Origin of the sequence: Acinetobacter sp. ANC 4805 (genome assembly GCF_022549495.1) — a bacterium.
Lineage (GTDB): Bacteria > Pseudomonadota > Gammaproteobacteria > Pseudomonadales > Moraxellaceae > Acinetobacter.
This window is the reverse complement of record NZ_JAKZGD010000011.1, coordinates 61,599-85,814: the sequence shown is the minus strand read 5'-3', so window position 1 is coordinate 85,814 and position 24,216 is coordinate 61,599. Positions and strand designations below refer to the sequence as shown.

Annotated in this window: 19 protein-coding genes; 7 read left to right on the top strand and 12 right to left on the bottom strand. The window is 39.5% G+C overall.

Annotated features, from left to right (window positions below):
- Position 1: 1 nt before the first annotated feature.
- The 6 genes from nuoG to ndhC all read right to left on the bottom strand — a co-directional run bounded on the left by nuoG (position 2) and on the right by ndhC (position 7,649).
- Positions 2-2,686, bottom strand: a complete 2,685-nt coding sequence (gene nuoG, locus MMP60_RS14185; protein WP_241337001.1) for an NADH-quinone oxidoreductase subunit NuoG — start codon at positions 2,684-2,686, stop codon at positions 2-4.
- Positions 2,687-2,697: 11 nt separating this feature from the next.
- Positions 2,698-4,023: an NADH-quinone oxidoreductase subunit NuoF gene (gene nuoF, locus MMP60_RS14180; protein WP_241337000.1), complete on the bottom strand. Its 1,326-nt coding sequence runs from the start codon at positions 4,021-4,023 to the stop codon at positions 2,698-2,700.
- Positions 4,020-4,529 carry an NADH-quinone oxidoreductase subunit NuoE gene (gene nuoE, locus MMP60_RS14175; protein ID WP_004669859.1) on the bottom strand — a complete coding sequence of 170 codons (510 nt, stop codon included), beginning with the start codon at positions 4,527-4,529 and terminating at the stop codon, positions 4,020-4,022. The genes nuoF and nuoE overlap by 4 nt, the downstream gene beginning before the upstream one ends.
- A 12-nt stretch (positions 4,530-4,541) precedes the next feature.
- Positions 4,542-6,329, bottom strand: coding sequence for an NADH-quinone oxidoreductase subunit C/D (gene nuoC / locus MMP60_RS14170; protein WP_018677954.1), 1,788 nt, complete (start codon positions 6,327-6,329; stop codon positions 4,542-4,544).
- Between the two features lie 84 nt (positions 6,330-6,413).
- Complete coding sequence (locus MMP60_RS14165) at positions 6,414-7,091, bottom strand: NADH-quinone oxidoreductase subunit B (RefSeq protein ID WP_004881335.1); 678 nt, start codon at positions 7,089-7,091, stop codon at positions 6,414-6,416.
- Positions 7,092-7,097: 6 nt separating this feature from the next.
- The gene (gene ndhC / locus MMP60_RS14160) at positions 7,098-7,649 is read right to left on the bottom strand and encodes an NADH-quinone oxidoreductase subunit A (protein WP_241336999.1); all 552 of its coding nucleotides are present in this window, start codon (positions 7,647-7,649) and stop codon (positions 7,098-7,100) included.
- Between the two features lie 396 nt (positions 7,650-8,045).
- Here ndhC and MMP60_RS14155 point away from each other — a divergent pair, with 396 nt between their 5' ends.
- Entirely contained in the window at positions 8,046-9,464 is a 1,419-nt protein-coding gene (locus tag MMP60_RS14155; protein ID WP_241336998.1) for a diguanylate cyclase, read from the top strand.
- 92 nt (positions 9,465-9,556) lie between these two features.
- A complete protein-coding gene (locus MMP60_RS14150) occupies positions 9,557-9,913 on the top strand; it encodes a hypothetical protein (protein WP_241336997.1) in 357 nt (118 codons plus the stop codon).
- Positions 9,914-10,014: 101 nt separating this feature from the next.
- On the opposite strand, the gene bfmS is transcribed toward MMP60_RS14150, so the two are convergent.
- Both bfmS and bfmR read right to left on the bottom strand, forming a co-directional pair.
- Positions 10,015-11,655: a sensor histidine kinase BfmS gene (gene bfmS, locus MMP60_RS14145; protein ID WP_241336996.1), complete on the bottom strand. Its 1,641-nt coding sequence runs from the start codon at positions 11,653-11,655 to the stop codon at positions 10,015-10,017.
- 40 nt (positions 11,656-11,695) lie between these two features.
- Positions 11,696-12,412 (bottom strand): response regulator transcription factor BfmR, encoded by a 717-nt coding sequence (gene bfmR, locus MMP60_RS14140; protein ID WP_000076440.1) that lies wholly within the window; start codon positions 12,410-12,412, stop codon positions 11,696-11,698.
- 544 nt (positions 12,413-12,956) lie between these two features.
- On the opposite strand from bfmR, the gene MMP60_RS14135 reads away from it, so the two are divergent.
- The 4 genes from MMP60_RS14135 (at position 12,957) to MMP60_RS14120 (ending at position 17,805) form a co-directional block, all read left to right on the top strand.
- The gene (locus MMP60_RS14135; protein ID WP_241336995.1) at positions 12,957-15,791 is read left to right on the top strand and encodes a ribonucleoside-diphosphate reductase subunit alpha; all 2,835 of its coding nucleotides are present in this window, start codon (positions 12,957-12,959) and stop codon (positions 15,789-15,791) included.
- 71 nt (positions 15,792-15,862) lie between these two features.
- Complete coding sequence (locus MMP60_RS14130; RefSeq protein WP_081401095.1) at positions 15,863-15,991, top strand: preprotein translocase subunit YajC; 129 nt, start codon at positions 15,863-15,865, stop codon at positions 15,989-15,991.
- Positions 15,992-16,015: 24 nt separating this feature from the next.
- Positions 16,016-16,480: a hypothetical protein gene (locus tag MMP60_RS14125; RefSeq protein WP_004682967.1), complete on the top strand. Its 465-nt coding sequence runs from the start codon at positions 16,016-16,018 to the stop codon at positions 16,478-16,480.
- A 41-nt stretch (positions 16,481-16,521) separates the two neighbouring features.
- Entirely contained in the window at positions 16,522-17,805 is a 1,284-nt protein-coding gene (locus MMP60_RS14120; RefSeq protein WP_241336994.1) for a ribonucleotide-diphosphate reductase subunit beta, read from the top strand.
- 141 nt (positions 17,806-17,946) lie between these two features.
- Here the strand turns inward: MMP60_RS14120 and MMP60_RS14115 are convergent, their stop codons facing one another.
- Genes MMP60_RS14115 through MMP60_RS14100 form a run of 4 tightly spaced genes read right to left on the bottom strand, consistent with a single transcriptional unit; the run spans position 17,947 to position 23,531 of the window.
- Complete coding sequence (locus tag MMP60_RS14115; protein ID WP_241336993.1) at positions 17,947-21,945, bottom strand: hypothetical protein; 3,999 nt, start codon at positions 21,943-21,945, stop codon at positions 17,947-17,949.
- A 1-nt stretch (position 21,946) separates the two neighbouring features.
- On the bottom strand, positions 21,947-22,357 hold the full coding sequence (locus tag MMP60_RS14110; RefSeq protein ID WP_241336992.1) for a DUF6375 family protein: 411 nt from the start codon (positions 22,355-22,357) through the stop codon (positions 21,947-21,949).
- 9 nt (positions 22,358-22,366) lie between these two features.
- Positions 22,367-23,260, bottom strand: coding sequence for a radical SAM protein (locus MMP60_RS14105; protein WP_241336991.1), 894 nt, complete (start codon positions 23,258-23,260; stop codon positions 22,367-22,369).
- A 40-nt stretch (positions 23,261-23,300) separates the two neighbouring features.
- Positions 23,301-23,531, bottom strand: coding sequence for a helix-turn-helix transcriptional regulator (locus tag MMP60_RS14100; protein ID WP_004638035.1), 231 nt, complete (start codon positions 23,529-23,531; stop codon positions 23,301-23,303).
- On the opposite strand from MMP60_RS14100, the gene MMP60_RS14095 reads away from it, so the two are divergent.
- Positions 23,522-24,145: a hypothetical protein gene (locus MMP60_RS14095; protein WP_241336990.1), complete on the top strand. Its 624-nt coding sequence runs from the start codon at positions 23,522-23,524 to the stop codon at positions 24,143-24,145. The two genes, MMP60_RS14100 and MMP60_RS14095, sit on opposite strands and share 10 nt — an antisense overlap.
- Positions 24,146-24,216: the final 71 nt, after the last annotated feature.

Below are 24,216 nucleotides of genomic sequence, written 5' to 3'. Positions count from 1 at the left end.
ATTACACTCCTACTGCCACAGACACAGGCTCTGCCAATGAAACGGTTGGTGCTAGACCAATTGGATAACCAATGTAGCCTGTTGGTAAATATTCGATGACCTGTACAGGTAAGCTGATGCTCGTTTCGCCTGCTTTCACGGTAATACGTTGACCATCTTGAACATTTAAGCGCGTCGCATCTTGTTCACCCACGGCAAACATCGCTTCAGGAATACGTGATTCCATTGCTGGTGTTTTAATCGTGAATTCACCTGAACCAAAGATATGGTGCATTGGCACAAGACGGAAGCTTTCAGGATTCACAACCACGGCAGTCGGTGCAACATAGCTACGTGCAGGACGTTTTGCTAAGCGATCGAATAAACGCACACCCGAATCACCACCTTTTAAGTGACCACCAACTTCATCTTGGTACTTGTTCCACGCTTGTGGCGAGTTCCAACCCGCAGCCCATGCGAAAGGTACTAAAGACGATGCTGTCTGATTACCCACATAACCTTCCATAGAGAATGTTAATGCTGAATCTGGATCAGTTGGTTGTTTTGGCTCGTGAATCGATAACGGCGCACGCATTGCAGTACGACCTGAGTAACGACGTGGCTCACGTGCAATTTTCAAACCATGAACACGATAACCTGCATCTGGTGCAACATCTTGAATCGCTTCAAGTACTGGTACATTCTTCACGATGTCATCAATTACATCATCAAGCAATGTCCAATCGACTGCTTTACCTTTAAGACCTGTCTCAACAGCATGTAACCAACGCCATGATTCTTTGATCGCATATTCAGGCTTGTAGTAGCTTGGGTCATACACTTGATAGAAACGTTGTGCACGGCCTTCTTGACTCACTACAGTGCCATCACCTTCAGCAAAACTTGCTGCTGAAAGAACGATGTCTGCAAGCTTCACGGTCTCAGTTTCGCTGTGATCCAATACGATCACAGTTTCAGCTTTATTAAGCGCAGCTTTTACTTGAGCGACTGGCAAACGACGAGTTAGGTCATTTTCAACCACAACTACGGCATCATAGTCTTGTGCAAAAGCTTGTTCTAAACTTAAACCACCGAATAATGCTAAGCCCATTGAGTTCACTTCAGGAACAGTCAATGATAAACCAGCGTTTTCACCTAAGTTTTGTGCAACCTGTGCAGCCGCTTCGATAATCGCAGGATCTTGTAAACTCGTACCAGAAATAATCAAAGGCTTTTTCGCTGCTTTCAAGGTATCTGCAATGGTTTGCGCAAATGCTTTTGCATCATCAGCCAAACCAGAAAGCGCTTCGCCTTTAACAGCAGCAGCAACCGCGAAACCTAAACGTGCGATGTCATTTGGCGATGCAACTACTTCACCCGTTGCCACATCTGCTAAACGTGTTTGCGTTGCAGCAAGAATATAGATTGGAGATTTAGCATCTTGACCAATACGTTGTACAGGCTCTGCCAACCAATCAGGTGTACGTGTTTTAGCTGCCATTTCTTTCGCTTTATTTTTCGCAGCTTGGCGAACTGATAAAGCCATACGTGGTGCTGTTTGCGTTAAGTCTTCACCCAAGATTAGAACTGCATCATAGCTCTCAATTTCACGCATGTTCGGGTTATAAATACCCTGTGTTTGCATGATTGAAGCAGCTAACTCAACCAAGTTCTGCTCTTTTTGAGACATACCTGTTGAATAGTTGGCTTGACCAACAAGTTGGCGAAGTGCGTAGTTTGATTCCAAGCTTGCACGAGGAGAACCGATACCTAGAACTTTCTTACCTTTAAGCTGTGCAATGACTTGATCAAGTGCCTGATCAACACTCACAGTTGTAACAGCGTCGCCATTACGGAACTGTGGTTGACGTGGACGATCTTCACGATTCACATAACCTGTACCGAAACGACCTTTATCACACAGGAAGTATTGGTTGACTGAACCATTGAAACGGTTCTCAACACGACGGATTTCGCCATAACGCTCACCCGGTGAAATGTTACAACCTGAAGAACAGCCTTGGCACACGCTTGGCGCATATTGCATATCCCATTTACGGTTATAACGTGCTGAATGGGTCTTGTCGGTAAATACACCTGTTGGACACACTTCAGTCAGGTTACCTGAGAACTCAGATTCTAAAGTACCTGATTCTGGGCGACCGAAATAAACACGTGATGCATTGGCATAGACACCAAAATCGGTACCACCAGCATAGTCTTTGTAGTAACGCACACAACGGTAGCACGCGATACAACGGTTCATCTCATGCGCAATGAACGAACCCAACTCTTGGTTATAGTGAGTACGTTTGGTAAAGCGATAACGACGACGATCGTGTTGCGTCATCACCGTCATATCTTGTAAATGACAGTGACCACCTTCTTCACAGACTGGACAGTCGTGTGGGTGGTTGGTCATCAAGAATTCAACGATCGAGGCACGGAAATCCGTCGCTTCTTTGTCTTCAATCGAAATATAGGTATTGTCGGTCGCAGGTGTCATACAAGACATGACTAAACGCCCACGTGTATCTTCCGCATTATTATATTGCGTAACAGCACATTGACGACAAGAACCAACTGAACCTAAGGATGGGTGCCAACAAAAATACGGGATGTCGATACCAAGGCTGAGACATGCTTGTAGCAAGTTTTCAGAGCCATTGACTTCATACGATTTTCCATCGACATGAATTGTAGCCATAGTCGAATTCCTTAAGCTTGTTCTACGTCAAGAGCAGGAGCATGGGTTTTAACCTTTGCTTCAAACTCATGGCGGAAATATTTTAATGCGCCCATAAGCGGCTCCATCGCACCTGGTGCGTGAGCACAGAAAGTTTTACCGATCCATAATTTACGAGTGAGTTCTTGTAAATGATCGATATCTTCTTTCTTACCTGTACCTGTTTCGAGTGCTTTCAGCGCTTTGACTGCCCAAGGTAAACCATCACGGCACGGTGTACAGAAACCACATGATTCACGTGCAAAGAACTCTTCTAAGTTACGTGTTGCAGAGACCATACATTGGGTTTCATCAACCACCATCAACAAACATGTTCCTAAACGTGAACCTGCTTTCATGATGCTTTCAGCGTCCATTGGCAAGTCAATATGTTCAGCCGCTAAGAAGTCAGTTGATGCACCACCCGGCAACCATGCTTTCAGGGTTAAACCATCACGCATACCACCCGCATGATCTTCAATCACTTCACGCGCAGTTGTACCAAATGGAAGTTCCCATAAACCAGGGAATTTCACTTTGCCTGATGCACCATAAATCTTGGTGCCTGGATCTTTGGATTTACCCGCAGACAGGTTGATATACCACTCTGGACCACGAAGCATAATCGCAGGCAAGTTATTGTAGGTTTCAACGTTATTGACAATCGTTGGACGACCCCACGCCCCTGCAACTTGCGGGAATGGTGGCTTAGTACGTGGATTGGCACGACGACCTTCAAGCGAGTTAATCAATGCGGTTTCTTCACCACAGATATAACGCCCTGCACCCGTATGCACATGCATCTCGAAGTTCCAGCCAGTACCAAGGATATTTTCACCTAAGTAACCTTTGGCACGGATTTGCTCTAACGCTTCATTTAAGTATTGAGCCGCTTCGATATATTCACCACGGATGAAGATATAACCGTGAGTCGCTTCAAGGGTATACCCTGCAATCAACATCCCTTCGATCAATTGATGAGGAAGCTGCTCCATCAACAAACGGTCTTTGAATGTACCTGGCTCCATTTCATCAGCATTACAGATCAAATAACGTGGACCACCATCATTTGGTGCCATGAGTGACCATTTAATTCCTGCTGGGAAGCCTGCACCACCACGACCTTTTACTGTCGCAGCTTTAATGACGTCAAGTACATCTTTCGGTGGCATGCCCAATGCTTTCTTAAAGCCAGCATAACCTTCAAGTGCTTCGTACTCATCGGCAGCACGAACAAACTCTTGTTTGCTCAAACGCCAAGTCAATGGATGCGTTTCTGGGTTACCGTCGCCATAAATTGGTTTTGGTTCAGTATTCATACATACTTCTCCAATAACTGTTTAACTGATGACACGTCCACAAGACCGTGCGTATCTTCATCAATCATTAAAGTTGGACCTTTATCGCAGTTGCCTAAACAGCAAATTGGGAGCAAGGTAAAACGGCCATCTGCTGTGGTTTGTCCATACTGGATGCCCAACTCGCGCTGGAACGCTTCTGCCAAAGTTTCAGCGCCCATCAAGAAGCACGCAATCGAGTCACACAATAAAATCACGTGACGACCAACAGGTTGACGGTAGATACGGTTATAGAACGTTGCTACGCCTTCCAGATCCGCCACACTCATGCTGAGCAATTGTGCAATCGCATTCATTTGCGCGTCATCTACCCAACCGTTACGGCGCTGTACACACTTCAACGCATCAAGCGATGCCGCACGTGGGTACGGGTAGTGATCAATGTGATGTTCAATGTCATGGATTTCTTCAGCAGTCAAAATCCCTTCAACATTCACACGAGGTTTTTTATCAGTCAAAATCATCATAATCGTTTGCCCCTAGCGATCCACGTCAGCCATAACCACATCAATGGTCGCCAAATAAATGATCAAGTCAGAAACTAAACTGCCATTAATCACAGAAGGCATTTGCTGCAAATGCGTGAAGGTCGGTGTACGAATACGCGTACGGTAACTCATGGTTGACTTATCTGAAGTCAAATAGTAAGTACTCGCACCTTTCACCACTTCAGTCATGAACGATGACTCACCCGCAGGCATTACAGGACCCCAAGACACGCTCAAGAAGTGCGTAATCAAAGTTTCAATATCTTGTAATGTCTTATCTTTTGGTGGTGGAACTGCCAATGGATGATCCGCTTTATAAGGACCAGAAGGCATGTTATCCAAACACTGCTGAATGATTTTCAACGACTCAGTAATTTCACGGAAGTGAACCAATACGCGCGCATAAGCATCGCCTTCGTATTCTACTGGCACATCGAAATCAAAGTTTTCGTAACCGCTATATGGACGATATTTACGAACGTCAAAGTCAATTCCTGTCGCACGTAAACCTGTACCTGTTACACCCCAAGCCAACGCAGATTTAGCATCGTATTGCGCAACATTGCGAGTACGACCAATAAATACTGAGTTTTTAAGTGCTGCAGTGTAGTACTCGTTCAAACGCTTCGGCATCCACTCCAACAACTCCTTCACTAGCTTCTGCCAGTTATTTGGAAGGTCGTGTGCTGTACCGCCAATACGGAACCATGCTGGGTGCATACGGTAACCCGTGATTGCTTCAACGATGTCATAGACTTTTTGACGGTCTGCGAACATATAGAATACTGGCGTCATACCACCCGCATCCTGAATCGCTGTACCACAGAACAACAAGTGGTTATTGATACGGAACAATTCATTCAACATCACACGAATGACTTGTGCGCGCTCAGGAACTTTAATCCCTGCAAGCTGCTCAACCGCCATCACATATGGCATGTTTTGCGCACAACCACCTAAGTAGTCAACACGATCCGTATACGGAATGAATGAATGCCATGTTTGACGTTCAGCCATCTTTTCCACACCACGGTGGTGATAACCGATGTCAGGCACACAGTCTTTGACTTCTTCGCCATCTAACTGCAAAACAATACGGAATGCACCGTGCGCAGATGGATGGTTAGGACCTAAGTTTAAGAACATAAAGTCTTCATCGGCAGTGCCGCGTTTTAGACCCCAGTCTTCAGGTACAAAGCGCAAGTGTTCTTGTTCAAAATCTTGCTTCGCTTGGTCTTGCATATACGGCGTATATTCTGTCGCACGCGCCGAATACTCTTTACGTAAAGGATGACCTTCCCAGTAAGTTGGTAACAAAATACGACGGAGCATTGGATGCCCTGCGAAATTGATCCCAAACATATCGTAGGCTTCACGCTCATACCAGTTCGCATTTGGCCAGATATTACTTGCTGTTGGAATGTCTAAATCATTTTCATTCAATGCAACTTTGATACGAATATCACTATTGCGCTCAAGTGAAAGTAAATGATAAAACACAGTAAAATCAGATGCTGGTAAACCATCACGGTGAACACGTAAGCGTTCATCTACCGCAGACAAGTCAAATAGCATCACATAAGGACGTTCCACTTTACGGAGGAACATAAGGACTTCTTGCACGCGTGCGCGCTCAACCCAGACTGTTGGAAACTCTTCAAAAGTCGCCTGCACGTAGAAGTTCTCACCAAATTTGGTTTTGAGCTCTTCTACAATTGCAAATGCTGGGCGTGAATCAACTTTCGTTGATTCTGGCATAGCAATGTCAGTTTCAGCCATTGGCTTGGCTTCCTATTTAATACAAATTCTGGCAATTTTCCCGATGACCATATCCATTAGATATGTCAAAACTCATCGTTAAAATTATTTAATTTCATCCATAGAGCGTAAGTTTTTCACCGCAATACGGTCAGCATTCTTACGATCGCGTTCTGGCATCATCTTTGGCTTATATACAGGCTGAAGATCATCACCAATCACCGCTGAAAGTGGACGGCGCTCAAGTTGAATTTGGTCTTGAAGTAACATCAACGCTTGAATGAGTGCTTCTGGGCGAGGAGGACAACCTGGGATGTACACATCAACAGGAATAATTTTGTCTACGCCTTGCACCACAGAATAGATGTCGTACATACCACCAGAGTTTGCACAAGCACCCATTGAAATGACCCATTTAGGCTCAAGCATTTGTTCATATAAACGTTGAATAACGGGTGCCATCTTGACAAAGCAGGTTCCTGCAACAATCATCAAATCCGCTTGACGTGGTGAAGCACGAATCACCTCAGCACCAAAACGTGATAAGTCATGTACGCCAGTTAATGTTGTTGCATATTCAACGTAGCAGCATGAGGTACCAAAGTTAAAAGGCCATAAAGAGTTTTTACGCCCCCAGTTCACTGCGGTATGCAACACATCTTCAAGACGTGTCATCATCACACTTTTATTCACTTCTTCCTCAAGAGGATCAGTTACGATTTGACGATCTTGTAATGGATATTGATCGGCATCTGGATTCGCACGGGTTAAAGTATATTTCATCCCGACTTACTCCTGTTTAAATGATGATGTAGTCGGTGTCTTAGACTTAACACGACCAGAAGACTGCGCTGGAATATGACCAGTAGGATCGACAACCAATTCTTCAATATTATTGAATCGAGTAATGTCAGCAATATTCATATTCGGTGAACCAATTTTTACTGTCATACCAGCAGCTTTACGACGATCTACAGGTGCCCAATTCAGCGCTCCTACAGAAATTGCATAAACTAAGGCGATCAATAGATCAACAACAAAAATAACGACCGTGGTAAATCCAAACCAACCTACTTCACGAACAGAAGTTGCCCATGCGTAGAGGTAAAGGGCTTCCAAATCAAAAACCACAAAGAAGATCGCAACTAAATAGAATTTGGCTGACAAGCGAATACGAGCGCCGCCCGCACTAACTACACCTGATTCAAACTGCTCTTGTTTCGCACGCCCCCATGCTTTACCCCCGAGGAGTAAGGGAACGGTAAGCATAAAAACGCAAAGAAATGTAACGCCGATCACGAAGGCGATAATCGCCCAATCGTATGGAGTAATGGCACTCATGCGGGGATAACTCCTGGCAGGCCTATTTTTAACAAAGAATGTATGTATTGGCCTTCAAATACACCAAACACAAAATTAATCCCGCCAATTGTACCTGATTTCTAATTTCTCATGCTAGTTGAAGCGCTTTAGTCTTTAGGATGATTTCATTGATTAATTTACTGATCTATCCTAGATCACTACGAATTCACCCTTAAAAATCGAATTATCTAATCAAATACTCCATCTTGATCATTTTTTTCATTATTTATGCGCCAAAAACATTCGCAATTTATTACAGGTGCGCAAAAATATTGCAGCATGAACTAAATCATTGCACTGATACAAAATTGCGCTGAAAATTTAAACAAAATTTATATAATAATCCGACCAAATTCCTCAAGGATACGTGTCAGGATGACTCAATCAGTAGCAGAATTAAAGCCTCCATCGCTTTTGCAGTTATTTTTACTTTTTGCTGCTGTGATCTTTTTTTGCTGCATCTTCGGTATTGCAACCCGACATTTAACTTTTCTCGCATCATTTTGGCCTGCCAATTCCATTTTATTGGGCTTACTCATTCGCTTTCCACAAACACGTCATCCAATCAGTTTTATTGGCGCAATTGTGGGCTACCTCCTTGCCGACAGCTCACAAGATACTCCATTTTTACTCAATCTTTGTTTAACTTTTGCCAACGTACTTTATGTCATCACCACCCTCATTCTTTATATACGCTTTAATGCTTTGATACGCTCAATGCATCATGGCTATTTCTACTTATTTTTATTTAGTTTTTGCTGTGTAGGTGCTTTATCAAGTTCTTTATTCGCAGCCCTTATACTTCCCTACTTCAATACCAAGTTTACACTTGGTTCTTTTTGGACTGACTTGAGCTACTGGTTTACTGCAGAGATTCAAAATGCACTATTGCTTTTACCTGCAATCATTAGCATGCCGAACCTAATTGAATTTAAACAACAACTGAAAGAAATTAAAACTCAAACTGTACAAGAAAGCTTACCCTTATTTGCCGTTATTTTTTCGATTGTCATTGGTTATTATGATGCTGGACCAGGTTCCTTACTTTATCCAATTGCCGCATTAATTTGGTGTGCGTTACGTTATCGTCATTTCTCCGTGACCATCATTACCTCACTGAGTTGTGCATTTATTATCTACCACGTCTCTCAAAAATATTTACTACTTTATCCAAATCAATATTTAAACAACACCATCTCGATTCGCCTTGGGTTAATCATGATGACCATCGCACCACTCACGGTCTCTAGCATCAATATGGTGAGATCGAAGCTTATTCAAGAGTTACAACATATTATTGCCCATGATGAATTAACATCCAGCCTAACCAGACGTCAACTCATTCAATCCATACAAATCTTGCAACAACAAGCAAAAGATTCAGTACAAACCACTGCTTTTATCATGCTAGACATCGATCATTTCAAACAAGTAAATGATAACTATGGTCATCAAATCGGAGATCGTGCCTTACAAAGCTGTGTTCATACGATTCAAGCCCTCCTCAAACCTCACGATTTGCTCGGTCGTTTAGGCGGTGAAGAATTTGCTATTTTTATGAGCAACACCGATACAGTAACGGCTTATCATTGTGCGGAAAAAATTCGAGAGAAAATTAGCCAAACACCGATTGCTTTAGAACATCAAGATTATTTTTATATCCAAATTAGTGTAGGTCTCTATATCTGTAAACCTGAAAATCAGCAATCAATTGAATATCTATTTAAGCAGGCAGATGATGCCTTATACCAAGCCAAGCGACAAGGTCGAAATCAGGTTGTCATATCGACATAATATGTTGCAATTCAGCTACATGCTTTAATTAACTTTATACACTATTCGGTAAATAGATCGGTATTCTAAAAGAAGCAAACAAGGAGAAAAATATGCATTTAGAATATAGACATGACTCAGATTATTTCTTTTTTTCACAGTTATTGATGCGACACATTGAAAGTTATATTCAAAAACATCCAGATGCTGTGAATGCAATTTTCGACTTAAGAGATATTTACGAGGTTTTTAGAGAAGATTTCGCTGCAACCACAACCAATCTCGAGAGTATTTTAAACATTGCCGATAGCTATAAAGTTGAAACCCTACATGGAGATCAAGCACTGATCAAAAGTTACAAGATAGACGTCAAAAATAATTCCTTACTGCTTGATTTTAATGGTGATGCGCTCAATAACTTGAAATCTGGTCATCCGGTGATTGAACCTGATTCCTCTGTCCACGAATAAATTATTGTCATTCAATTGTCCATCGAAAGATAGATATAAAAAAGCCAAAGTATTTCAGCTTTGGCTTTTTTATATCTTTCTCAAAATTCGATCAGTTAAAACTATTTTTTTACATTTTGTTTATAGCGCTTTGCAGGCCATGTCATGGTAAAACGTGCGCCACCTAAATTTGGACTTTGATCCACTTGAATCTCACCACCAAACCAATAAGCAATACGACTCACGATTGATAAACCCAAACCATATCCACCAGATGCACGTGTACGACTATCATCTAAACGCGCAAAGGCTTCAAAAATACGCGCACGCTCTTGTTCTGGAATACCTGGGCCATCATCTTCAACACAGACATATGCTTTACCATCGGCACGAACACCACCACTAATCCGAACTTTATGATCGCAATAACGAACTGCATTTCCAACCAAATTCTGTACCACACGATGCAAATAACGACGCTCCGCATCTACACATAGCGCTAATGGTGGAGCAATTAATTCGATTTCTTTTTGCGTCTTCAGTGCTTCTGTTTCCATTGCAACTTGATCAAGCACCTCAACCAATACTACATCTTCAAAATCTAAAGATGGTGTACCCTGCTCTAGCTTGGCATAGGTCATGATTTCATCAATCAAAGTATTGAGTGCTTCAATATCTTTATCAATCATATCGACTTGCTGAATACGATAACTATAGTCATCCTCTTCGGCCAACATTTCCATGCCAAAACGAATACGTGCAACTGGCGTTCTCAGCTCATGCGAAACCGCACGCATTAATTCACGCTGTGCTTCGATCAGACGCTGGATATGATCAGACATATTGTTATAACTGGATGCCAAGTTTGCCATTTCATCCGTACCTTCAATGGGTACACGTAATGACAAATCACCAGACTTCATCTTATTCAAGGCATAACGTACCTGACGAATTTTACGTTCCAATGGCAAAATTAAGCCATAAACACCCAAACTCAATAAGAATAAACTGAATAGTGTAATCCCTGCTGCAAGCTGAAAAGGCATCCAATTAAACATTGGAACAGGCCCTAAAATCAGGACTTGTGTAGGATGATTGGGCATCGGAGAAACAATCGAAATCGTTGTACCACGTACGGTTGCACTGTCTTTATATAACAGAATACTTTGGTCTTGACGTAAACGACCGATCTGCTCTGAATCTAGATTAATATCTTTAATACTGGCAATGGTAATCGGATAATAAAAATGCTTTTTAATCCGTTCTAGATATTCACGCTCTTGACCAGGATAAAAAATCAAATAGTCCAATACAAAAATAGGTAACGCCTTCATTTGGCGTTCAGCAAGCTTATCCACCTTGATATAAAGATAGTGTTTCGCATCATCTTTCAAACCAATAATGATATAGCCCACACCATTATTTGCATCATAACGAACTACTGACTTTTGCTCAGCAATCCGTTTTTTTTCTGTACGAGAAAGCTCTACCCGTTCTGCATCCACATAGTAGATTGGAAGTTCTAACAAATCAGAAGCATCAGAAATCCAATCTAACTTTTGTTGTTTTTGAGGCTGTCGAGATACCCCCTCACTAATGACATATGAAATACCATCAGTAAGGGATTCACGATATTCTTGCGCACGTTGGTAGTTGATGACTTGCACCAGCAAATAACAAAATGCGGCAACCACAACAACTAAAACCACTAACCCAGCATAAATTCGCAAGAAAATGCTGTTTCTTAGTACTCGACTCACCATACAAAAAATAATTCCAAGCTAATTTTAAGCAAGCGGCAAATTATAATCCGTTGGTTTCTTTAACGAATAAATAACCTTTACTACGCACAGTTTTGATACGTTTTGGATTTTCTGGATCATCACCGATTTTTGGACGAATACGTGAAATACGCACGTCAATCGAACGATCTTGACCGTCGTACTCAATACCACGTAAACGCTCAAAAATGTCTTCACGAGATAAGATACGCCCTGCGTTTGAAGCTAACAGCCACAACAAATCATATTCCGCACTGGTGAAATCAACCAACTCACCATTAAGTGTTACTGAACGACCGCCGTTATCAATCACAAGATCGTCAAACTCAATACGTTGAGCAACTTCATCTTCAACCGTTTTATCTGTACGACGTAATAAAGCACGGATACGAGCCAATAACACACGTGGTTGAACGGGTTTAGCAACATAGTCATCTGCACCCATTTCTAAACCAAGTACCTGATCCATATCTTCTGTACGCGCGGTTAACATCAAGATCGGTTGATGGTAATGTGGACGAACTTCTCGACAAACGGTTAAACCATCTGCACCTGGTAACATCACATCCAAGACAACTAAATCTGGTTGCTCACTGATAATACGGCGAATCGCACGATTACCATCTGTTTCGACCCCAACTTCTAAACCGTTACGAATCAAATACTCTTGTGTTAAGCGAGCTAAACGTTCGTCATCTTCAACGATCAAAATTTTTGGTAACTTTTCTTCTTGGCTCATTTGTATGCCCCTACAATTAGAGTGAATCTATCTATAAAAATCTGACAGATACATTGGTTTATGTTTTGCAATATACACACGTTTACATTGTAAACAAGTAGGCGTTCACCAAACTGATACACGGCTAAGCACTTTTGTTATATTTTTATTAAAATTATGAATTTTAATATATTTTTTAATTTCGTCTGCTTTTTCCGACAGGATGAATTTTTAGTATAGATTTTGTGCCAATGTTAAACAATCTGTTTCTTTCTTCACCCCCAATAATTTAAGTGTTTGTTTTTTGACTTATCCACAGAGTTATCTATAAGCCTTTTTTAATGGCTTTGTTATGCTATGTGCCTGTGAATTCAGCAGTTAAGACATGAAAAAAAACTTATCAAAATGTCAAGGATTGATCTGCTGTAAAAAATCCCGTATCTTGTGTTGAAAATAAACTTTAACCACTAAGTATTGTGTTTATCCCTCAAACATCGTGGCATATTTCTGCTCGATTCAAACGGTCTATGAACATAAAAATAGATGATAATGGAGCTATGCTGACATGAGCATCATCACTTCTACTCCTGGTCAAATTCAGGTTATTAAGCGCACTGGTGAGATTGCGTCATTTAATGCCGAGAAGATTTCTGTTGCGATTGGGAAAGCCTTTTTAGCTGTTGAAGGTCAACAAGGTGCTGACTCTAGTCGCATCCATGACCGTATCACTCAACTCACTGAGATGGTACTCAATACGTTTAACCGTCGTTTGCCATCGGGCGGCACGATTCATATCGAAGAAATCCAAGACCAAGTCGAATTGGCTCTTATGCGTACAGGCGAACAAAAAGTTGCCCGTGCCTATGTGATTTATCGCGATCAACGTGCAACCGCTCGTCAGCAAACTGGTGCAAACCACCACCCTACGCTTCAGATCACTGATGCTAAAGGTCAGCTCCAACCTTTGGACCTCGGTGCGCTTACAACAACAATTGAAGTTGCAAGTGAAGGTTTGGAAGGGATTGATGTTCAAGCAATCGTTGATGAAACTGTTAAAAATTTATATAACGGCGTAAAAGAAAGCGATATCGCGACCACCATGATGATGGCAACGCGTACTCGTATCGAACAAGAGCCGAACTATACTTATGTCACAGCACGTTTATTATCTAATGAATTGGTGAGCACTGGCTTAGAATTCCTAGGTCTATCTACCGATACATTAGAAAATGATGCTTTAGAAACTTTCTTAAAGAAAGGGATTGAGCTTGATCTACTTTCAGCGGATCTTCTTAATTTTGACCTTGCTAAATTGGCAGCAGCAATTCAACCAGAACGCTCAAACCAATTTACTTATTTAGGTCTACAGACGTTATTTGACCGTTACTTCATTCATTCAAATGGCGTACGTTTCGAATTACCACAATTGTTCTTCATGCGTGTATCAATGGGTCTCGCACTGAATGAAGAAAACAAAGAAGAACGTGCGATAGAGTTTTATAACTTACTTTCTAGCTTCGACTATATGGCGTCTACGCCTACCCTATTTAACTCAGGTACATTACGTCCACAATTATCAAGCTGTTACCTCACCACGATTGGTGATGATCTGTATGATATTTATGGTGCAATGCGTGACAACGCAATGTTATCAAAATGGGCAGGCGGTTTAGGTAATGACTGGACACCTGTACGTGCCTTGAACTCTTATATCAAGGGTACGAATGGTAAGTCTCAAGGTGTTGTTCCATTCCTTAAAGTTGCGAATGATACAGCCGTTGCAGTCAACCAAGGTGGTAAACGTAAAGGCGCTGTTTGTGCATACCTAGAAACTTGGCACTTGGATGTTGAAGAATTCCTAGAGCTACGTAAGAACACAGGTGATGATCGTCGCCGTACCCACGATATGAACACAGCGAACTGGGTTCCTGATTTATTTATGCAACGTGTATTTGAAGATGCTGAATGGACACTATTCACACCTTCTGAAACACCAGATTTGCATGATCTAACAGGTGCTGAATTTGCTGAGCGTTATGCACACTACGAAGCAATCGCAAAAGACCAAAACATGTTGCACAAGAAAATTCGTGCAAAAGATTTATGGCGCAAAATGCTTTCGATGTTGTTCGAAACAGGTCATCCGTGGATCACATTCAAAGACGTATGTAACTTACGTTCACCACAACAACATGTTGGCGTGGTTCATTCATCTAACTTGTGTACAGAAATTACCTTAAATACAAACCAAGACGAAATCGCGGTATGTAACTTAGGTTCGATCAACCTTGTACAACATGTTCAAGGTGGTGTGTTAGATCGTGAGAAACTTGCTCGCACGATTAAGACTGCGGTACGTATGCTCGATAACGTGATCGACATTAACTACTATGCAGTACCACAAGCGAAGAACTCAAACATGAAACATCGCCCTGTGGGCATGGGAATCATGGGCTTCCAAGATGCGCTTTATGAAATGGGCATTGCTTACGGTTCAGATGCAGCAGTAGATTTCGCTGACGAATCAATGGAAGTCATCAGTTATTACGCAATCGAAACGTCTAGTAACTTGGCGATCGAACGTGGTGCGTATTCAACATTTAAAGGTTCATTGTGGGATCAAGGGATTTTGCCAATCGACTCTTTAGAAATCGTTGCAAAATCACGTCCAGAGCGTATGTTTGAAGTTGACCGTACTCAACGTTTGGACTGGGATACTTTACGTAACAAAGTTCAAAAAGATGGTATGCGTAACTCAAATGTGATGGCAATTGCACCAACTGCAACCATTTCAAATATTTGTGGCGTGTCTCAATCAATTGAGCCAACATTCCAAAACTTATATGTGAAATCTAACCTTTCTGGTGAATTTACGGTCATCAACCCTTACCTTGTTCGCGCATTAAAAGAACGTGGTCTGTGGGATACAGTAATGGTCAATGACCTGAAACACTTTGAAGGTTCGGTACAAAAAATTGCACGTATTCCTGAAGAATTAAAAGCAATCTTTGCAACTGCGTTTGAAGTGGATACACGCTGGATCGTTGATGCTGCGTCTCGTCGTCAAAAATGGATCGATCAAGCACAGTCTCTTAACCTTTATATCGCTGGTGCAAATGGTAAGAAACTTGACATCACCTATAAGATGGCATGGTTACGCGGTCTTAAAACCACGTATTATCTCCGAGCTTTAGGTGCAACCTCTGCTGAGAAATCAACAATCAATACGGGTGCGCTTAATGCAGTAAAACCAGCAACTGTTGAAACACCTGTGGTTGCAGCTCCTGTCCTTGAAGAAAAGAAACCAGCAGTTCAAGTTGAAGAAGATGGTTTCACTACTGCTGCTCCAGTACCAATGGCGTGTTCAATTGACAATCCAGACTGCGAAGCTTGTCAGTAATTAGATCTTGGGATAGCCCTTCTCAAATAAAGTAGGGCTTATTCAAGATTTAAAATATAGAGGCAAAGATGATGTTCAATATCAATCATAACTATATGTTAGGACTTGCAGTTCTCATCTTTGCTTTTATTTTCTTTTATGTACCAATGGTCTATGCATTTTTAGCCATTCGTAAACAACAGCGTAAGCAAGACGAATAAAGTGCTTTATTAGGGAATAGAACTATGCTTCAAACTGATTTAGAACGATATGCTAATGCTCCTGCTGTTTTAGTACAGATTTATGTCGATCGGATAGTACTTCATTATCCATCTTCTACAGAATACCTAACTGAATGTGCACAGTTTTCACATCCACGTTCGTTATTAGGTGATTTTAGTATCGCTGAAACTACATTAACGCAGTTACTCAAACGTGGTGGTGGCGGTTTTAAGTATTTAGCTCCTTATATGTTTATTCAAGCAATGGAGCGAATGGAATTTGGTTTAACACAAGTAGAAATACGAGCATTACAAGAGCTAGGGCTAAGTAGCGGGGCAAGAGCGATTGCCATTTATGATGAAACAGGCAAATTATTAACGCCAAACTCACTTCCCGCAACTATCAATCTCAAACGTTTAGCGATGATGGGATTGATTATTACCCTTTTTGTTTTGCTGTGTTTCTTATGCGCCATTTTCATTTTTTAAAACTGCAATGTAAATAAATTAAGATTATAGTGAGATTAAATATGTCTATCCTAAGTTGGGACGATTTTGAAGATGATTCGCAAAAACCGACTACACCTGAACACAAGTCTGCGTCCCTCGACTCGCAAAAAACGGTTAATACGCAGGTGGTATCTAATGCAGAGCAATCATCGCCGAGCATGGCAGCTGCACAACCCGTTGGAGCCAGTGCCAACCGAGCAACAAATCCAACCGATTCGTTGGCTAGAGCATCTGCAGCCCTAGATCATTTGGACGTTGCACCGGGCTTAGAAGAGCTTGAAATGGGTGCTCAGCGTGTACAAGTTGACGACAAAGCCATGATCAACTGTCGTGCGGATTTAAACCAACTTGTTCCATTCAAATATGAGTGGGCTTGGCAAAAATACTTGGATGGGTGTGCAAACCACTGGATGCCACAAGAAGTTAACATGAACCACGATATCGCACTTTGGAAGTCTGAAAATGGCTTAACCGAAGATGAGCGTACTATCGTTATGCGTTCTTTAGGTTTCTTCTCAACAGCAGACTCATTGGTTGCGAACAACTTGGTTTTGGCGATTTATCGTCATATTACAAACCCTGAATGCCGCCAATACATCTTGCGTCAAGCATTTGAAGAAGCGATTCACACGCATGCTTACCAATACTGTATCGAATCTTTAGGTATGGACGAAGGCGAAGTCTTCAACATGTACCGTGAAATTCCAAGTGTTGCACGTAAAGCATCGTGGGGTTTGAAATATACACAATCATTAACTGATCCTAATTTCCATACAGGTACACCTGAAAACGACCAACGCTTACTTCGTAACTTGATCGCATTCTACTGTGTACTTGAAGGGATCTTCTTCTATTGTGGCTTCACTCAAATCTTGAGTATGGGTCGCCGTAATAAGATGAATGGTGTTGCTGAGCAATTCCAATACATCTTGCGTGATGAATCAATGCACTTGAACTTTGGTATCGACATGATCAACCAAATCAAGATTGAAAACCCACACTTATGGACGGCTGAGTTCCAACAAGAAGTAATTCAGATGATTCTTGAAGGCACAATGCTTGAAATCGAATATGCGCGTGACACGATGCCACGTGGTGTATTGGGTATGAATGCGGCAATGATGGAAGAGTATTTGAAGTTCATCTGTAACCGTCGTTTATCTCAACTTGGTTTACCTGAGCAATTTGCTGGAGTAACCAATCCTTTTGCGTGGATGTCTGAGATGATGGATTTACGTAAAGAGAAGAACTTTTTTGAAACGCGCGTTACGGATTACCAAACGGGCGGAGCTTTGAGTTGGTAAGATAGCGCCACCGCGTCACGCGACACATAAGTTGTCATTTGCGACACATAAAATGTCATTGAGCGATACATAAGTTGTCATTGATAAAAAACCGCCATAAATTGGCGGTTTTTTTCTTTAATTGAATTTTAATATCATAAGTTAATCTAATTTAACTATTTGATCATCCTTCCAAATATAAACTTGTTTATGCAGATATTGTTTAGTTTTGAAATATTCATATACTTCAACACCGCCCTTATAGTTTTGTCTCCGCTCCCCCCACAATATCCATATAAAAGTTTGTCCAGTTTCTGTCAGATATTTTTGGAAAAGATCTTTTCTCAAATATGATAAATGACCTTTCAGATTCCCAACATCGGTCTTGAATGTTCTGAAAATAGACGCGACTCCATGAATATCATATAAGTCTGGATCGCCATTATGATATTTTAAATTTAGTCTTTGACATAACTCAGGATTTGGAAAGTCAATTCCCCCTGCTTGATTCAATGAACTATGATAAGACTCCCAAGAATAAGACTGCACAGGCACTTCTATTAAGAAGCTTGATTCATCCCATTCATCAAATCTTACTCGACTACTTACATCTTGATTCAGATTTAAAAATGTATTGTCCAAAACCATTTCGCCTGCATATTTGTAATAGTTTTCAGGAATTTGTGGCAATGCATTATTACCAAGATAATCCTTATTACTTACAAATTCACGTATTGTAGATATATATTCATTTGCAACAAAAAAACCTCTCATAAATGTAAATATTTCACGATAATCTGTTTTTGAATCTTCTTGTATAAATCCATTAAGTAAAATCCAACTATCACCTTGAGTAAACTGCTGAGTCTCCAAAAGATTAAAATAATCAGGGATTGGTCCATGTAAAATCCACTCACCAATATCATTTGGAGAATTAGTAAATATATCTGTAAGTTCTGGATTCCAAGAATTATCAATTTTAGGGAACGTTGGATCGATACTCACATCGCTACATCTTTCATTGTCCCGCCATTCATCTAAAAGATCTCTATCAGACCGCCATCCATACATTTCGTAGAAAGCAATCCAACTATATTTTTTACCATATCTATCAATTTTTTTATCATTCTCATAGCGAGAGTTTGAGCTTGAGGATATATTTCTATCTATTTCTTGAAATTTTGCTGGAACATAACCAAGTTGTGCCATTCTTCTCAATATAGTCTTTCGTGTTTGGATGTAACCAGGATGTGAATCATCATAATTTCCCCGTTCAGGCACCAATCTACCAATAGTGTAGTTATTAAAATCCATACGTAAGGCTGATTCCTTTATAGCCTGAATTTCTTCATCACTTATATCAGGAAGACTATCGAACAGATCTGGTAAATGCTTATAAGGCTTTTGACAATAATCTAAATATTCTTGACTGACAAAATTTTGATTTACCGTTGAAGCATAATTAATAATACCTAGGAAATATTCTCTTAGAATTGTATGAGTAGTTGAGAATTTTGCATCTGGCTCAAAACAACATTCAATTATTCGTGTCGCAAAATCACAAACATTACTACTTATTTTTTCGCCATCAATAAAATCAGCACTTAAAATAGCCCCATACGCTGCAGCAAAAGTTCTTTCTGGCACATATGGATCGGTAATATCTAATGAATTAATTGCCATCTCAAAGAATGCTCTTGGATCTTTTTTAGCATATATAGAAAGTACTTTTGTTGCTTGATCTCTTAGATCTCTATGGTTAGTTGTTAATAACCATTGGACCCATATAGCTCGACCTTTTTCATTAGAACCAATTTGTATTTCAGACCATCTTTTTTCAAGGACCTCTAAGTCATTTTTAAGTTCTCTAGAATTTCTTCTTATCCATTCAGACCATGTTAAATCACGGTATGTATTTCCCATCGCTCTTAAAGCTTTGTCTAAAAAGTTTGCATCAAAGGGATGAGCATATGCTGACCGAGTTGTTTTCAGTTTTGTAAATGCTTCAAATGCAAACTTCTCTGAGGATAATAAATATTCCTGAAACTTCTCGATTGTTTCTCTATTGATAAGAGCCGCTTGCTCTTGAGTTGTTTGTAAAAGAGCTTTCTCTCTAAAAGCCCCTTCCAATAATTGCCAAAATTGTTTTCTAGAATAATAATTAGGATATAAGCCAACTAATGAGTTAAAAACATCATAAGCCAAAGTATTTGAATGTGGTTGATGATATTGAATTTTATTTATATTTTGTATAATCCAGCTATTAAAATCACCTTTCAATAAGTATTCAGCTATTTTAAAGCCAGCCATTAAATCATAAGCAAAACCTATCTCTTGATTACCATTTTGTGATCTATACTTTAATAATATCCCCTCGGATTCAAGGTTTTTTATTAAGCTGCTTCCTGACCTCACGACTTCATTAGCAATACTACGAGCCTGATTAAAATCTAATGTCCTACGATTTTCTGTCCATAAAACTTCAGCAATTTTCAATAAAGTATCTTCAATATCTTCATGATATAACCTTTGATTTGACGGAGATAAATCTACAATATGATCAATTGCTTTTTCAAAATATTTCTCAAATATAGCAACTTGAGAACGGGGTAATGCTTCTACACCTACAACTATTCTTCTTTCTGAATTTGCTGATTCACAGTAAAGTCTTAATGTTAAAGGATGTGAAAGTAGTTCGATTGGTATATCTGCATCTAAAGCATCTATTTTGTAATGTTCAAAATAACAATGTATCGCTGCAATTGGATCATCTACAAACCCATTCAACTCAAAAGTTAGAATTTGTTCTGGAATACAATCTCTATAAAACTCCCCTCTTAAAGTTAACACTAGTAATATATTTGGATAGTTTTCTAGTAATACATTTGCTTTAGCTACTTCATTTCTCCAATTTCTTGGATCTTCAGATTCACTTAACCCATCAATTACAATTGGAATACGTTTACAAAGACGTTGACCTGCTGCATCTACAGCTTCTAAAAGATCCTCAAATGTATTAACAGGTCGTCCATATATCTTAAAACTTTTGACTAAATGATCTAAAGTTTCGCCTGCATTTAAATCTTTTCCTAAAAAAAGAACTCCAGCATTAATGCTATCTCTTGGTCTACATATGTCTAAAGCAAGATCTGTTTTACCATCGCCAGCCTTACCAACGATAGTAATGACCTTGGTATTTAAAGCATTCCTTACCCTTTTTATTTCTTGTGAAAAAGCATAAAAATCTGCTAACAAATTTGCTGCAAACATAGCAGTATAGCTTCTGTTAGCTCGTAATCGAGCTATCGTTTTCCTATATTTAGACCCATCACAACTTAAATCTTCAACCAAAAGCTCTTTTGCTTTTTCAAAATTTCCTACTGCCAACTCTGAAAATAAAGAATTTAAAAAATCACTCAATCTTTCCCCATCTGCTATAAAATCGGGCAAGGTTGTTTTGACATAGCTATCATCAAGATTAACTGCATCTTTGACTATTTTTAAATTATTGTTTATAGATTTTTCAAGGCTATCTAGTGAGTCCCAAGAAGAGTGTCTTCCTAAACATTTTTCAATTATCTTTTCAGCTTTAACCGTTTGGTGCACTTCCGGTTGAAACTTCTTACTATGAGTAGATGCTATGATTTGGTAATGTTGATTTAGTACTTGTTCATCAATTACCAACTCACCCAAATAAGCCTCTCGCAACGCTAATGCAGGCCCAATCAATAAACTTTCAATGTCATCACAAGTTTGAAGATGAAGTTTAAATGGATAGCTAGCTTGCAATCCGTAAAACCACTCTTGATCAACTTTAGTTAAAATATTTTTCGTCCATAGAACCCAATCGGTTAATTCCTTCAAGGAATTTTTAGATTTTTCAATTGCATCAACAATTTGAGATCGTCTTGCTGCCCCAATATTGGTTGCTTTAGCGATCTCATACCATTTGCATTGCCATCCATACCATCTCGTTGAATCCCCCAATTCACACTCTTTATCTAACTTTAGATGGAACTCAACCCCAGCCTGATTAGCAAGCTCTTTGAAGGAACCATATTGACCATAGTGTCTTTTTATTAATGATCTACAAAGTTTTTCAAAATTAACATCAGCAGCACCAGATAAATTTTCAAATTTATTCCAATCAAGTTGAGACATTCTATTTTTCCTCAACTTGCTCAGGATTCTCAGGATAAAAATGCTTGGAGTAAACTTCTACTTTTGCACCAGCATCCACAAAAATTTTAATAAATGCAGAGATATCAATCTCTTCTGTATCAATCGTTATCTTATTTCCATCTCGTTCTAGATAATAATCAGAATTAAACTGATCTATTTCTAAAGGTGACAAATGATAAATTTTCTGTTTTTGAAGAACCTCTAAAACTTCTTTAGAAAATCGATGATTTTCTGGAGGCTCACCAGATAAATAATAGCTTTCATGTTCAGAAATCTTTTGTAAACTCTTCACTAAATTTTCTACATTTTCAGCATCTTTAGCCTGAACAAATGAACCTATTAACACCAAATTCATTGAATGCTCTGAACCATAACTATTCCAAATTTTCATACTTACCCCTTACTTATCTTCTTTTAATAACTTAAGTGTATCTAAAATACTTTTGTCACCAATTTGCTGACCAATATTTGAATATGAGCTACTTTTTAATAAGCCTAGAGCATCTATATGAGCATAAGCATTAAGCCCAGTTTCCATCAAAAGTGGGTTACATATAAAATTTGACTCAAGACCGATATCACTTATAGTTAAGCGAGTTTCTCCACTATAGCCTGTTATCCAAATCTTCATTTTTTCATAGGAATCTTTTGATAAACCTTTGACATTTTGGGTGGCTTGCTGAGGTAAGAGTAGAACTTCGGATATATCAAACTTCCTTGCAATTTCCGTGACCTGATCAAGATCCTGTATTGTTGAATCATTAATTACAATATTAAAACCTAATGAACTGATTTCCCTTGCTCTTTCAATGCGCTCTATTAATTTATCAAATTTACGACCTCGAAAGCCCTCATAGGTCTGCCCCACTCCGTCAATACTGATCCTTATAAAATGTACATTTCCCTTCAAATTAGATAGTAACGTGTCTGTTAAACGATGCCCATGTGTTGTAAAGGTCACCGCCAACTCTGTTTCATTTGCCGTATATTTACAAATTTCTGAAAAATGGGGATATAAAGTTGGCTCTCCTCCTCCAAATCCAATACCAAGAGTACCCAGTTGATCTAGCTCTTTGATCCACCTCTTTAATTGATCTAATTGGAGTGAAGCCTTTACTTTTGGCGCATAGCAAAATTCACAATGCAAATCACATACATTTGTGAGAGCAACAGAAACTTGCCTTGGGGCTTGTGACCACTCATTTTCAGGAGGTATAACTTCATCGATTAAAATATTTAAACCTGTGAATCTATCAAAAAAATGAATCCCATCTGGTCCTATTCTTTTTTTCATTTTAAATTTATAAAGTCATTAAGATAAAAGTATTCTAGCTTCAATTGTTAAGTTGACTAATAAATTCTATAGTTTTTTTATCTAAAGCATTAAGCCAATCTATTAATTCAATTACATCTATACGTCTTTCTAAAATTTCTACTTTAGATACATAAGACTGCGGCTTTACCAAACGACGCGCAAGCTCGACCTGAGTCACATTTTTTGACTCACGAAGTTCTATAAGTTTCTTAATAAGGTCTTGATACCTAGGGTCGTGTATTGAGCGCATGGCTCAATATCAGTTACAATTCAAAATATCCCAAAATAGGATATTTGAGAATTAGAATGATGTTTAAGATTAAAATTTTACCAATAATTATATGTGTTATAACCTTGGTGTCTTGTACAACAAAATTTCAAGATACTGGTACATCTACATCTGTGAGTCAGATGCTGACCAATGAATGGCATATCAAATCATATGATCCTTCAAAACCAGTCCTGATCGATAATGAATTTGAAATGAGAGTATCTACTTACTCATCCCCTTTTTTCATTCATCAACAGTGGGTAGAGCAAGTAGCATCACCTTATAAAAAGCTACAAGGTCTATGCCGCAGACAAAATGGGCAATTTACTTATCTAGGTGATAATAATGCAGTAATGATAAATGCAGGATTAGTAAAAAATGGGCAACCATTGCCCCCACCAGACCAATTAACAATTGAAGTACTAATACAAATCCGCAATTCTAAATGGATTGGTGATTATTCTTGTTCAAGTAGTACAGAGAACTGGAGGGCTTCTATCAAAGCAACAAACTGGAGAGCAAAAAATGATGGAACAAATGCTTGGCGCTATATAACCACAACAACAAAAATTTCTATAAATCAAAAACATTAGATCGATACCTATACTTTTGATCTAATGAGCTTTAAGAGTATAGATATTGATCAACATATCAATTGACCATC